Origin of the sequence: Sphingopyxis sp. QXT-31 (assembly GCF_001984035.1) — a bacterium.
Classification (GTDB): Bacteria; Pseudomonadota; Alphaproteobacteria; order Sphingomonadales; family Sphingomonadaceae; genus Sphingopyxis.
The window spans coordinates 1,242,195-1,254,485 of record NZ_CP019449.1; the positions used below are offsets into that span (position 1 = coordinate 1,242,195).

13 protein-coding genes are annotated in these 12,291 nt (G+C 64.4%); 2 read left to right on the forward strand and 11 right to left on the reverse strand.

What is annotated here, in order from left to right:
• Window positions 1-87: 87 nt before the first annotated feature.
• From BWQ93_RS06120 to BWQ93_RS06170, 11 genes are all read right to left on the reverse strand, one after another.
• Entirely contained in the window at window positions 88-711 is a 624-nt protein-coding gene (locus BWQ93_RS06120) for a phage tail protein (protein WP_198040481.1), read from the reverse strand.
• A 47-nt stretch (window positions 712-758) separates the two neighbouring features.
• A complete protein-coding gene (locus tag BWQ93_RS06125; RefSeq protein WP_232314756.1) occupies window positions 759-1,361 on the reverse strand; it encodes a phage tail protein in 603 nt (200 codons plus the stop codon).
• Between the two features lie 48 nt (window positions 1,362-1,409).
• Window positions 1,410-2,027, reverse strand: coding sequence for a phage tail protein (locus BWQ93_RS06130; protein WP_232314757.1), 618 nt, complete (start codon window positions 2,025-2,027; stop codon window positions 1,410-1,412).
• Window positions 2,028-2,166: 139 nt separating this feature from the next.
• Entirely contained in the window at window positions 2,167-2,793 is a 627-nt protein-coding gene (locus BWQ93_RS06135; RefSeq protein WP_077029738.1) for a phage tail protein, read from the reverse strand.
• 44 nt (window positions 2,794-2,837) lie between these two features.
• Window positions 2,838-3,443, reverse strand: coding sequence for a phage tail protein (locus BWQ93_RS06140; protein ID WP_198040482.1), 606 nt, complete (start codon window positions 3,441-3,443; stop codon window positions 2,838-2,840).
• Between the two features lie 52 nt (window positions 3,444-3,495).
• Window positions 3,496-4,101 carry a phage tail protein gene (locus BWQ93_RS06145; RefSeq protein ID WP_198040483.1) on the reverse strand — a complete coding sequence of 202 codons (606 nt, stop codon included), beginning with the start codon at window positions 4,099-4,101 and terminating at the stop codon, window positions 3,496-3,498.
• Between the two features lie 108 nt (window positions 4,102-4,209).
• Window positions 4,210-4,833 carry a phage tail protein gene (locus tag BWQ93_RS06150; RefSeq protein ID WP_232314758.1) on the reverse strand — a complete coding sequence of 208 codons (624 nt, stop codon included), beginning with the start codon at window positions 4,831-4,833 and terminating at the stop codon, window positions 4,210-4,212.
• Between the two features lie 47 nt (window positions 4,834-4,880).
• Window positions 4,881-5,501, reverse strand: a complete 621-nt coding sequence (locus BWQ93_RS06155; protein WP_198040484.1) for a phage tail protein — start codon at window positions 5,499-5,501, stop codon at window positions 4,881-4,883.
• A 53-nt stretch (window positions 5,502-5,554) separates the two neighbouring features.
• On the reverse strand, window positions 5,555-6,169 hold the full coding sequence (locus BWQ93_RS06160; RefSeq protein WP_198040485.1) for a phage tail protein: 615 nt from the start codon (window positions 6,167-6,169) through the stop codon (window positions 5,555-5,557).
• A gap of 98 nt (window positions 6,170-6,267) precedes the next feature.
• A complete protein-coding gene (yghU, locus tag BWQ93_RS06165) occupies window positions 6,268-7,149 on the reverse strand; it encodes a glutathione-dependent disulfide-bond oxidoreductase (protein WP_077029741.1) in 882 nt (293 codons plus the stop codon).
• 74 nt (window positions 7,150-7,223) lie between these two features.
• A complete protein-coding gene (locus BWQ93_RS06170; protein WP_077029742.1) occupies window positions 7,224-8,402 on the reverse strand; it encodes a CaiB/BaiF CoA transferase family protein in 1,179 nt (392 codons plus the stop codon).
• A gap of 138 nt (window positions 8,403-8,540) precedes the next feature.
• Here BWQ93_RS06170 and BWQ93_RS06175 point away from each other — a divergent pair, with 138 nt between their 5' ends.
• Both BWQ93_RS06175 and BWQ93_RS06180 read left to right on the forward strand, forming a co-directional pair.
• Entirely contained in the window at window positions 8,541-11,798 is a 3,258-nt protein-coding gene (locus tag BWQ93_RS06175) for an amidohydrolase family protein (protein ID WP_077029743.1), read from the forward strand.
• A gap of 158 nt (window positions 11,799-11,956) precedes the next feature.
• The gene (locus tag BWQ93_RS06180; RefSeq protein WP_443029373.1) at window positions 11,957-12,286 is read left to right on the forward strand and encodes a TrbC/VirB2 family protein; all 330 of its coding nucleotides are present in this window, start codon (window positions 11,957-11,959) and stop codon (window positions 12,284-12,286) included.
• Window positions 12,287-12,291 lie beyond the last annotated feature (5 nt).

Sequence of the window (12,291 nt, forward strand, 5' to 3'; positions counted from 1 at the left end):
CTGTCTGGGCGCGAGCAACAAAAAGGGCCGCGCTGACGGGCAGTGCGGCCTTCCTTGCGCGGCGAGTCCGCCGCCGCTGGCGAGCGCTCAGTTCCGCGACGGGAAAATCCCTTCGGTGGCGATGCACCAGTTCACCGTCAGATAGGGCGGCCGGTTCGAGATCGGCTGCGAGCCGCCGGTCGGCGCGATCTGGACCATCGTGCGGTCCATCAGATTGCCCGCAGGGTCGGGCGGCGGCGCGATGAAGCTGTTGTTCGACGACACGCCGAGCGCATTGCCGTTCGCGGTCGTGCTGTTGGCGTTGGCATTGGCGGTCTGGATACCGCCGCGATGGTCGTGCTTGGGCAGGTTGGTAGGAAGCAGCGTCACCGTCTCGCTGCCGCCGACCTGGCCGAGGACATAGGGCGACAGCCCGGGGCCGCTGCCCTGGTTGATCGCGACGCGTCCGCGCAGGTCGGGCAGCGCGAAGGTCGTCTGGCCATTGCCGCCATAGGTGGTGCCGAGGATCGAGAAGAGCGCTGTGTTCTGCGCGATCGCCAGTATCTGGCCGCTCGCGCTCGCCCAGCCGCGCGGGCAAAAGTTGAAACCGGTCTGCATCATCTGCCCGATATAGGGTTCGATCTGCGCGCTGGCCGGCGTCGCCACGGTCAACGCCGACGTGCCGAGCAGCGCCGCCGCCGAGAATTTCCCCATTGCCCCCATGCGTGTCATATCCCGTCTCCAACTCTATCCTGTTTCGTCCGCGCAGCGCCAAAGGGTCAGTTGCGCGACGGGAAAACCCCTTGCAGCGCGATGCAATAGCGATTGACGAGGAACGGCGACATGTTCGCCACGGGATCGGACCCGCCCGTTTTCTGCACCGCCAGCGTCGCGGCGTTCAGCGCGCCATCGAACTGGATCACGTTCGAATATTGGAAATCGCTCGTCACTGCGAAGGAGTTCCGGAAAGGTATGGTCGTCGCGGCGTTCGCGTTGACCGTCTGGAACACCGCCTCGTGCGTGTGCGACGCCAGTTGATTGATCGTCAGCGTCTGGCTTTCGACGCCTGCCTGCTGACCGATGCTATAGGGTGGAAGCCCGGGCCCCTGACCTTGGTTAAGCACCATCCGCCCGCGCAAATCGGGCAGCGCGAAAGTCGTCTGGCCGTTGCCGCCGTAAAAGGTCCCGAGTAGCGAGAAGAGGGCCGTATTCTGAGCGATCGATAAAAGCTGCCCGTTGGTCTCAATCCAGCCGCGCGGGCAAAAATTATTGCCGACCTCGATCATCTGGCCCAAATAATAATCCTGTGCCGTGGCCGATCCCGCGGTTGCCAGCGCGCCTAAAGCGATCCCCGCCGTCATCGCTGTTTTCAAATGCCGCATCGTAAAACTCCCCTCAAAGCCCCATTGGCCGCCCCAGCGGCGACGCCGTCAGTTGCGCGACGGGAAAATCCCTTCGGTCAGGACACAGAAACGAATGGCCAGATAGGGCGGCAGATGGTTGTAGGGCGTGTTGTTGCCGGTGTTGCGGATGATCACCGTTTCACGGTTCATCAGCTGCGCATTGGGCGCGGTGCCGTTCACATATTTGTTCGCGGGCGTGGTCGGAAAGATGTTGCGGAAGGCACCGCCGTTGTTCCCCGCAGCGCTGGTCGTGCGGACCAGCCCCGTATGCTCGTGCCGCGGCATCTGGTTTTCGGTCAACGTCGTCGTCTCGGTGCCGCCCGCCTCGCCTTGGGTGCGATTGGTCAGCCCCGGTCCTTGACCCAGATGCATCGAATAACGCCCAGCCATGTTGGGCAATGCAAAGGTCGTCTGGCCGTCACCGCCGTACGTCGTCCCATAGAGCGAGAAGAGTGCGGTGTTCTGCGCGATCGACAAGAGCTGGCCATTGGCTTCCGCCGATCCGCGCGGGCAGAAATTGCCGCCGAACTTCATGACCTCGCCAAGGTAGGTGAACTGCGCTTGCGCGGTACCCGGCAGCGCGAGCACGCCTACGAGAACCGCCGCCGCGGACATATAGAAATGCGATTTACGCGCGATAGCCATCGCTCAGCCCCCCACCTCGATAACCCGGGCAAAAGGCTAACCGAAATTTAACCAGAGTCAATGGCGGGACGCCAGCGGAGCGGGATGCACCCCGCTGGCGTCCCTTTCCTTGGCGCGGCCAGCGAACCGGCCGCGACGATCAGTTGCGTGGCGGGAAGATTCCCTGCGTGGCGATGCACCATTTCATCACCAGATAGGGCGGCTGGTTCGGCACCGGGATCGAATTGCCGGTCGTCTGAACCAGGATGCTGCCCGGGTCCATCAGGTTCCCTGCGGGATCGGGCGGCGGCGCCGCATAGCCGGGGTTCACCGGCACCGCGAGCGAATTGCCGTTCGCCGCCGTCTGATTGGCATCGACATTGGCAGTCTGTGCGCCGACGCGATGATTGTGCGGCGCCATATTCAGGATGGTCAGCGTCGTCGTCTCGGTGCCGGTGACCTCACCGAGGACATAAGGCGACAGCCCCGGGCCCTGCCCGGTATGCACCGCCGCACGGCCACGCAGATCGGGCAATTGGAATGTCGTTGTGCCGTTGCCGCCATAGGTCGTGCCGAGCAGCGAGAAAAGTGCCGTATTCGACTGGATCGCCAAGATCTGCCCCGCCGCCTGGGTGTAGCCGCGCGGGCAGAAGGTGAAGCCGACCTGCATGAACTGCCCAATATAGGGCTGGAGCCCGTCCGCCGATGCCGGTGCCGCATAGCCCAATGTGCTGCCCCCGAGCGCCAACGCCAGGGTAAATTTCCGAAGATTGCCAGTGCGTTTCATATCCGCCTCCGATGTCTGAATGTGGTGATGTCGCTGCGCGCGCATCAATTGCGAGACGGGAAGACCCCGAACTGCGCGATGCAATAGCGAGTGACCAGGAACGGCGACATATTGGGCACGACCACCCCGTCGGTTCCGCTCTTCTGCACAGCGAGCGTCGTGGCTTCGAGGTTGCCGTCGAAAGCCTGCGTGCCGCTGACATATTGATTGTCGGTGGTCACGCCGAAGCTGTTACGGAACACGATGCGCTGGTTGCCCGCGCCGGTCACCGTCTGGATCACGCCCGGATGGCTGTGGGCCGGCAGGTTGGCGATCGTATGCGACACATTTTCCTGCCCGCCGACCTGGCCCTGCGTATAGTTTTGCAGGCCCGGTCCCTGCCCGTCGCCGATCAGCATGCGCCCGCGCAGATCGGGCACCTGGAAGGTCGTCACGCCATTGCCGCCATAGGTGGTGCCGACCAGCGAGAAAAACGCCTGGTTCTGGGCGATCGGCAGCACCTGCCCGTTCGCCTCGAGGAAGTTCCGCGGGCAATAGGTAGCGCCGGTTTCGATCACCTGGCCGATATAATAATCCTGAGCCGTCGCGGGCACGGTGCCCACGAAAGCCAATGTGCTGGCCGCTGCCAACATCGAAGTCTTGTACCGCATTGTCATAACCCCTTGAAATGTGAGCGCGCCTTCAAAAGCGGCGCGGCGAGCCTCAATTCTGTGGCGGGAAAATGCCCTCGAGCGCGACGCAATAACGAATGGTCAGCGTCGGCGGCAGATGGCTATAGGGCTCTCCGTTACCGGCGCTGTTGATCAGGATGCTCTCGCGGTTCATCAGCTGGGCGTTCGGCGCGCTGTTAGCATATTTGGCCGCGGGCGTCGTGCCGAGCTTGTTGCCGACGGGGGTGGTGGCATTCGCGGCCGCGCTGGTCGTGCGCACCAGCGCGACATGCTCGTGACGCGGCATGGTCGCGATCGTCTGGGTATTGCTCTCGGTGCCGCCGATTTGGCCCAGCGGGCGTGCGCTCAGACCGTTGCCGGTGCCGGTGTGGATCGACATGCGGCTCTGCAGGTTCGGCAGGCCAAAGGTGGTGACCCCGTCGCCGCCGAAGGTCGTACCATACAGCGTGTAGAGCGGAGTATATTGCGCGATCGACAGCAACTGACCGTCGGCCTCGTCGGTGCCGGCAGGACAGAAATTATAGGGAACCTTCAGGATTTCTCCGATATAATTGTCCTGGGCGTTCGCCACCGAGGCGCCCCCCAGCGTTCCAGCGATGGCTGCCGCCGTCGCCAAGAGATATGATTTGCGCAACATCGTCATTCCGCCTCCTCCTAGAAAATCACATATGCCAAGTGCCGCCGGAAATGGCGGCACCGATCGACCCGTTCATTCTTTTTGGGCCCCGTACAGCGGGCCGGTAAGTCAGTTGCGCGCCGGGAAGACCCCCTGCAGCGCGATACAATGCAACATCGTCAGATAGGGCGGCCGGTTGGTAACCGGCAACGAGCTGCCGGTAACGCCGACCTGCACCATGGTGCGGTCCATCAGATTGCCCGACGGGTCGGTGCCCGACAGGAAGCTGTTGTTCGACGACACCCCCAGCGCGTTGCCGTTCGCAGTGGCCGAATTCGCCGACGCGTTCGCGGTCTGGACCCCGCCGCGGTGGTCATGCTTCGCCAGGTTGGCGACGGTCAGCGTCGTCGTGGATGCTCCCGCCTCCTCGCCGATCACATAGGGGCTCAGCCCCGGTCCCGACCCATAATAGTTCATCGCGCGGCCCGACAGGTTCGGAAGCGCAAAGGTCGTCTGACCGTTGCCGCCATAATTGGTGCCGAGCAACGAAAAAAGCGCCGTATTCTGTGAGATCGGCAGCAATTGGCCCTGTGCCGACGCCCAGCCGCGCGGGCAGAAATTGCCGGGTAACAGGATGATCTCGCCGATATAGGGGTCCGCCGCATCCGCGTGCGCCGGCGCGCTGTACGCCAGCGCGCTCCCGCTCGCGATTAACCCCATGGTGAAGGTCCTGATTGCCGCCCTGCCCGTCATGCCCGCCTCCGATTTCCATATGTCGTTCGATATCCCGTCGGTCCGCGTCAATTGCGCGACGGATAGATGCCCTGAAGCGCGATGCAGTAGTTCGTCACGAGAAAGGGCGCCATGTTCGGGAACGGCACCCCGCTGGTGCCCGTCTGCTGCACCGCCATCGTGTCGGGGTGCAGATTGCCGTCGAAGGTCGCTGGCCCGCTCGGCGGCGGCGTCTTATATTGATTGTCCGGCGTCACCGCGAAAGCGTTGCGAAACGGCTTGTTGTCGTTCGTATTGGCATTGGCCGTCTGGAACACGGCCTCGTGCGAGTGCGCCGGAAGATTCGCATTGGTCAGCGTCACCGTCTGCTGACCGCCGACCTGCCCGACGTTGAAAAACTCGCCGCCGGTCAACTGACCATAGCCGACGACCATGCGGCCGCGAATATCGGGCAATTGGAAGGTCGTCACGCCATTGCCGCCGTAGGTGGTACCGATCAGCGAGAAGAGCGCCGTATTCTGCTGGATCGACAGGATTTGCCCGGCCGCCAAAGCGAAGCCGCGCGGGCAGAACGGCACTCCGGTCTCGATTATCTGGCTGATGAAGAACTGCTGCGCCATCGCCGGCGACGCGGCGGCGATTGCCATCCCCGATGCGGCGGCAAGCGCCAGAGGTTTCAGATGCCGCATTGTCAAACTCCCCTATCTGCCCCTGGTCCCGCCCCGCGGTGCCGCGTCGCCGCCTAGTTCTGCGACGGGAAAATCCCTGCATTCACGACGCAAAAGGTTACCGCCAGCGTCGGCGGCCGGTGATCCCACGGCTGGTCGCCGCCGGTGTTGCGGATGATCAGCGTCTCGCGGTTGATCAATTGCGCATAGGGCGCGGTGCCGCTGACATATTTGTTCGCGGGCGTGGTGCCAAACAGATTGCGGAAGGCCGCTTTCGAATCGCCGACGGCAGAGGTCGTGCGCACCAGCGCCGTATGTTCGTGCCGCGGCATGTTCGCGATCGTCATCAGATTGGTTTCGGTGCCGGCCCTTTCGCCGATGACGCGGCTTGTCAGCCCCGGGCCCTGTCCTTGGCCCATCGAGGTGCGTCCGCGCAGGTCTGGAAGAGCGAAGGTAGTTACACCATCACCGCCGTAAGTGGTGCCATAGAGCGTGTAGAGCGTGCTTTCCTGTGCGATGCTGAGCAGGCTGCCGTCGGCGCGGAGCGTCCCGATCGGACAGAAATTGCCGCCGAGCTTCAATATCTGGCCGAGATAATTATCCTGCGCTGCTGCGGGGGAAGTCAGGCTCGCGCAGCTGATAGCTACCGCCGACGCCGATATGAATATTGAACTGCGCAACACAGTCATGCCCCCCATCCCGCTGCCCCAAGACGCGCGACGCTAACGGAAAAATCGCCAAAGTCAAAGTCGCCCAGGCAAATAAATCATGGGGTTGCGTTTTGAGCTCAGCGTTCGTCGGCAGGCGCGAGCTTGTCTTGCGTGCGCAGGTCGAAGTCGCTCGCGTCGTGGCGTTCGTGAAGCTGGCTCGCGGGATCGCCCATCACGCGGTTGACCATGCGCCCGCGCTTGACTGCAGGGCGCGCCGCGATCTGATCGGTCCAACGCTGGACATTCTTGTAATCCTGCACCTGCAGGAATTCGCCCGCGTCATAGACCAGCCCCTTGGCGAGCGCGCCGTACCAGGGCCAGATCGCCATGTCGGCGATTGTATAATCGGTGCCCGCGATATATTCGCTCTCCGCGAGCCGCCGGTCGAGCACATCGAGTTGGCGCTTCACCTCCATGGCATAGCGATTGATCGGATACTCCATCTTATAGGGCGCATAGGCGTAAAAATGCCCGAAGCCGCCGCCGAGGAAGGGCGCGCTGCCCATTTGCCACATCAGCCACGACAGGGTTTCAGCGCGCGCGGCGGTTTCGGTCGGCAGGAAGGCGCCGAATTTCTCGGCGAGATGGATCAGGATCGCCCCCGATTCAAAGATGCGGATCGGCTCGGCGCCGCTGCGGTCGACCATCACCGGGATCTTGCTGTTCGGATTGATCGCGACATAGCCGCTCGAGAATTGGTCGCCCTCGCCGATGTTGATCAGCCAGGCGTCATATTCGGCGCCGCCGTGCCCCGCGGCGAGCAGTTCCTCGAGCATCACGGTGACCTTCACGCCATTGGGCGTGCCGAGCGAATAAAGCTGGAGCGGATGCTTGCCGACCGGCAGCTCCTTGTCGTGCGTCGGCCCCGCGATCGGCCGGTTGATGTTCGCGAAACGCCCGCCGCTTTCCTTGTCCCAGGTCCAGACCTTCGGCGGAACATAGTCGGTGGCGTCGCTCATCGGGAACTCCTGCGTCAGATTGTGTACTGGCCGGTATTTAATCGCGCGAGGCGGCGGCGTCCAGTCGAGCAGCGTCAAATAATGTTTTGCGCGCGCAAAGCCCCAATGGCTTCGGCGTCGTAACCGAGCTCCGCGAGAATCGCGTCGCTATGCTCGCCGACATAGGGCGCGCGCAGCGGTGCAGCCTTGCCGCTCGCCGAAAGGGTGATCGGCGTGCGCACCACGGGCGCCGGACCGAAGCCGCCCGGATACTCCATCGGATCGACCAGCCCAGTCGCGGCGACCTGTGGATGCGCGAGTGCCTCCGCTGGCTTCAGCACCGGCCCCGCTGGAACCTTGGCTGCACCGAGTTCGTCGAGCGCCTGATGATTCGTCCGCGCCGCGCACCATTCGGCCATCACGGCGCTGAGTTCCGCGCCATGCCCGCCCCGCGAAGTATCATTGGCGAAACGCGGATCGTCGGCGAGGTCGGGCCGCCCGACCAGCCGCGCCCAGCGCGCGAAGATCGGATTGCCGACGACCTGCGTCATGATCCAGCCGTCCTGTGTCGCGAAGATGTCGGTCGGCGCCGAGCTGAAGGCGCGGTTGCCCATCATGCCGCGGTCGATGCCGTTCAGCGCATGGTCGATCGTCAGTCCGTTGGTGATCGCGAGCGCGGTGCCGAGCAGCGAGCCCGACACGCGCTGGCCGACGCCGGTCACCTCGCGCTCGCGCAGCGCCAGCATCACTCCGAAGGCGCAGTGCAACGCGGTGGTGAAATCGACATAATTGACCTGCGCGCGCGCCGGTTCGCCGTCCTTGCCGCCGATATAGACCGCGCCGGACATCGCCTGCCCGACCGCGTCGAAACCGACATGCTGCGCGAGCGGTCCTTCGATCCCGAATGCAGATGCGGTCACGAGAATGACGCGCGGGTTGAGTTCCGACAGCGTCGGGTAATCTAGGCCGAGCTTCACCAGCGCGCCGTCGGGCATATTGGCGATCACCACGTCGGCGCTCGCGATCAGCTTGCGCACGATCGCGCGGCCCTCGTCGCTCCCAGGCTTCAGCGTCAGGCAACGCTTGTTCCGATTCATCTGCAGGAACATCGCACCCGAGCCGTCCTCGGCGACGGGCACCGAAAAGCGGTCCTCGTTTCCGCCAGGCGCCTCGATGCGGATCACGTCAGCGCCATAATCGGCGAGCAGCGCGCCCACATAGGGCCCGGCGATATAGCGCCCGAAATCGAGTACACGGATGCCCTTCAGCGGCATATAGCCTCCCCCTCCATATTGTGGCCTCCGGCTAGCAGTCACTGGTCGAGGCGGCCAGCGCCTTCATCGAAACCCCGGCCTTGCACTCCGCGCCCAAAGCCATATGGTCGCATCATAATTTCAACAGGGGAAACTAAAATGGCGCGCTTCGCTCTCGCCCTGGCCATGTCGCTGGCCTGCTCGACTTCGGTCTTCGCTCAAACCGCTCCGGCGCCCGCTGCATCCGGCGCTGAGGAGAAGAAAGCAGAGAAGTGGGACGTCAACGCGCCGCCCGGCATGACGACGCGCAAGGTCAACATCGCGGTCGACGAGGGCAGCTGGATGAACGTCGACGTCGCGCCCGACGGGCGGACGATCGCTTTCGACCTGCTCGGCGACATCTATACGATGCCGATCGAGGGCGGCACGCCGACGCGCATCGCCGAGGGGCTCGCCTATGAGCATCAGCCGCGCTTCTCGCCCGACGGCAGCCGCATCGCCTTTGTCTCCGACCGCGGCGGCGGCGACAATATTTGGCTGATGAACCGCGACGGCAGCAACAAGGTCCAGCTGTCGAAGGAGGATTTCCGCCTGCTCAACCAGCCGAGCTGGTCGCCCGACGGCCAATTCATCGTCGCCAAGAAGCATTTCACTACGGGCCGCTCGCTCGGCACCGGCGAGGTGTGGATGTACCATGTCTCGGGCGGCGCGGGAGTGCCTTTGGTCAAGAAACCCAACGAACGCCACCAGAAGGAGCTCGGCGAGCCGATCTTCGCCCCCGACGGCAAGAGCGTCTATTTCACGCGCAACGTCACCCCCGGCCCGATCTTCGAATATGCGCAGGACAGCAACAGCGACCTGTTCCACATCGAGCGCTACGACCTCGATGACGGCGAGACGAGCACGGCGGCCTCGGGCGCGGGCGGCGCGGTACGCCCGACCCCTTCGCCCGACGGCAAGAAGCTCGCCTATGTCCGCCGCGAGGGCACGCAGTCAAAGCTCTATGTGAAGGACCTCGCCTCGGGGCAGGAGCGCAAAGTCTATGATGCGCTCGACCAGGATGTGCAGGAAACCTGGGCGGTGACCGGCGTCTATCCGAACATGGCGTGGACGCCCGACGGCAAGGGTCTGGTCTTCTGGGCGGGCGGCAAGCTACGCCGCGTCGGCGCCGCCGGCGGCGAAGCGCGGGTGATCCCGTTCAGCATCGCCGACGACCGCGTGATCGTCGATGCGGCACATCCGACGGTCGAGGTCGCCCCCGACAGCTTCACGACCAAGATGCCGCGCTGGTCCGAAGTCTCGCCCGACGGCCGCACCGTGGTGTTCGAAACGCTCGGCAAGCTCTGGACTAAGCCCGCGAGGGGCGGCACCGCGCGGCGGCTGACCGCGGCGAAGGACGATGCGATGGAGGCCTGGCCGAGCTGGTCGCGCGACGGCAGGTCGATCGTCTTCGTGCGCTGGACCGACAGCGGCCTTGGCGAAATCCATGTCAGCCCCGCCGCGGGCGGCGCGTCGCGCAAGGTGACGAGCGTTCCGGGCCATTATGCCGAACCGCGCTTCTCGCCCGATGGTAAGACGATCGCCTTCGAGCGCCGCGGCAGCGGCGGGCTGACGTCGGCCAAATGGAGCGAGGATCCGGGCGTCTATCGCGTTGCTGCCGCAGGCGGCGCGCCCGAGCGCGTCAGCTCCGATGGCGCCAAGCCGCAGTTCGGTGCCGACAATGACCGCCTGTTCATGGTCGCCGCCGCCGATGGCAAGAGCCAGCTGGTCAGCACCGGACTCCACGGTCAGGACAAGCGCGTCCACGCCAGCGGCGAACTGGTCAGCGATTACGAGATTTCGCCCGACGGCCGCACGCTGGCCTTCCGCCAGAATTACGACGCCTATGTCACTCCGCTGATGCCCGGTGGGCAGGACGTCTCGCTCGGCACCAAGAGCGCCGCGCTGCCCGTCACGCGCGTCAGCGGCAGCGGTGCCGATTATATGCACTGGTCGAACGGCGGATCGAAACTCCACTGGAGCCGCGGTGCGACCTTGTTCAGCGCCGACCTCGCGAGCCTGTTCTTCAACGCCCCGGCGGACGAAAAGGCGCCGAAATTCGCGCCGCCGACCGACGGCGTCTCGCTCGCGATGACGCAGGCCGTGGCGAAGCCCAAGGGCACCGTGGTGATCACCGGCGCGCGCATCGTCACCATGGCCGACAAGGCCGGCGGCATCATCGACAATGGCGCGATCGTGATCGAGGGCGACCGCATCACCGCCGTCGGTCCGCTCGCCGCGATCAGCGTGCCCGCGGGCGCGATCACCGTCGACGCGGCGGGCAAGACGATCGTCCCGGGCTTCGTCGATGCGCATGCGCATGGCGCGCACGGCGACGACGAACTGGTGCCGCAGCAGAACTGGTCGGAGATCGTCAATCTCGCGATGGGCACGACTACGAGCCACAACCCCTCGTCGCGCGCGTCGGAGATTTTCCCTTCGTCCGAGATGCAGCGCGCCGGGCTGATCCTCGCGCCGCGCATCTTCTCGACCGGCGAGATCATCTACGGCGCAAAGGCGGCGGGGGTCTATGCCGAGATCAACAGCTATGAAGACGCGCTCGCGCACGTCCGTCGGCTGAAGGCGCAGGGCGCGCACAGCGTCAAGAACTACAACCAGCCGCGCCGTGAACAGCGCCAGATGGTGGTCAAGGCGGCTCAGGCCGAGGGGATGGAGGTCGTGCCCGAGGGTGGCTCGCTCTACACGATGGACCTGACGCTGATCCAGGACGGCAATTCGACCGTCGAACACAATATCCCGCTCCATACCTTCTACAAGGATCTGGTGCAGCTGTGGGGGCAGACGACGGTCGATTATACGCCGACGCTGGTCGTCACCTATGGCGGCCCGGCGGGCGATCCCTATTGGCGCGCGCACACCAATGTGTGGGAGCATCCGATCCTGACCAAACATATCCCGCCGACCGATCTCGCCGCGCAGAACAAGCGCCGCGTCATCGCGCCCGAGGGCGATTATGTCGACGACGATTCGGCACGCGAGGCGTTGAAGATCGCCGAGGCGGGCCGCAACGTCTCGATCGGCGCGCACGGCCAGCAATCGGGGCTCGGCGCGCATTGGGAGATTTGGTCTTTTGTCAGGGGCGGGTGGAGCAATATCGACGCGCTTCGCGCCGCGACGATCATGCCCGCGCAATCGCTGGGCTATGCCAGGGATATCGGCTCGCTCGAGCCGGGCAAGCTCGCCGACCTGCTGATTCTCGATGCCGACCCGACGGTCGAGATTCGCAACACCGAAAAAATCCACCGCGTGATGCTCGGCGGGCGGCTCTACGACCCGCTGACGATGAACGAGGTCGACACCGGCAACCGCAAGCGTGCGCCCTATGGTTGGGAAAACGACCTGCCCTCGGGCAAATGATTGTTAGGGTATGCGGCGGGGATTCGACGCCCCGCCGCGCTCCCGTTATGAAACGACGAACCGTTGTGGTGAACGGCGCATCACCCTTGCGCCGCTAAGCCCTTTGCCTATAGACATTTAGGCTTGGGGAGTGCTGAGGCCAGCGGGTCGGGGGGAATATTTTGCGTAGTTTGAAAGCCAGAGTGTCGGCGATTGCGGCTTCGATGGCAGGCCTGTTCCACGCGGCGAACGCCTATGCCGCAACCGTGCTGCCCGACCCCGAGGGTTCGGGCGCGATCGTCAACGCCGTACGCTGGCTGCAGGGCACCTTGCTGGGAACCGTTGCGACCGTCGTTGCGATCATCGCGGTTGCCTCGGTCGGTTTCCTGATGCTCACCGGGCGGATCAACTGGCGCTATGGCGCCACCGTGATCCTCGGCTGCTTCATCCTCTTCGGCGCCGCCAGCATCGTCGCGGGCATCCAGTCGGCTTCGGGAAGCGGGCTCTAGGAGCG

Excerpts from the sequence above, each read along its gene's own strand:
- BWQ93_RS06120 (WP_198040481.1), bottom strand. The coding sequence starts at position 711 with ATGACACGCATGGGGGCAATGGGGAAATTCTCGGCGGCGGCGCTGCTC.
- BWQ93_RS06125 (WP_232314756.1), bottom strand. The coding sequence starts at position 1,361 with ATGCGGCATTTGAAAACAGCGATGACGGCGGGGATCGCTTTAGGCGCG.
- BWQ93_RS06130 (WP_232314757.1), bottom strand. The coding sequence starts at position 2,027 with ATGGCTATCGCGCGTAAATCGCATTTCTATATGTCCGCGGCGGCGGTT.
- BWQ93_RS06135 (WP_077029738.1), bottom strand. The coding sequence starts at position 2,793 with ATGAAACGCACTGGCAATCTTCGGAAATTTACCCTGGCGTTGGCGCTC.
- BWQ93_RS06140 (WP_198040482.1), bottom strand. The coding sequence starts at position 3,443 with ATGCGGTACAAGACTTCGATGTTGGCAGCGGCCAGCACATTGGCTTTC.
- BWQ93_RS06145 (WP_198040483.1), bottom strand. The coding sequence starts at position 4,101 with ATGTTGCGCAAATCATATCTCTTGGCGACGGCGGCAGCCATCGCTGGA.
- BWQ93_RS06150 (WP_232314758.1), bottom strand. The coding sequence starts at position 4,833 with ATGACGGGCAGGGCGGCAATCAGGACCTTCACCATGGGGTTAATCGCG.
- BWQ93_RS06155 (WP_198040484.1), bottom strand. The coding sequence starts at position 5,501 with ATGCGGCATCTGAAACCTCTGGCGCTTGCCGCCGCATCGGGGATGGCA.
- BWQ93_RS06160 (WP_198040485.1), bottom strand. The coding sequence starts at position 6,169 with ATGACTGTGTTGCGCAGTTCAATATTCATATCGGCGTCGGCGGTAGCT.
- yghU (WP_077029741.1), bottom strand. The coding sequence starts at position 7,149 with ATGAGCGACGCCACCGACTATGTTCCGCCGAAGGTCTGGACCTGGGAC.
- BWQ93_RS06170 (WP_077029742.1), bottom strand. The coding sequence starts at position 8,402 with ATGCCGCTGAAGGGCATCCGTGTACTCGATTTCGGGCGCTATATCGCC.
- BWQ93_RS06175 (WP_077029743.1), top strand. The coding sequence starts at position 8,541 with ATGGCGCGCTTCGCTCTCGCCCTGGCCATGTCGCTGGCCTGCTCGACT.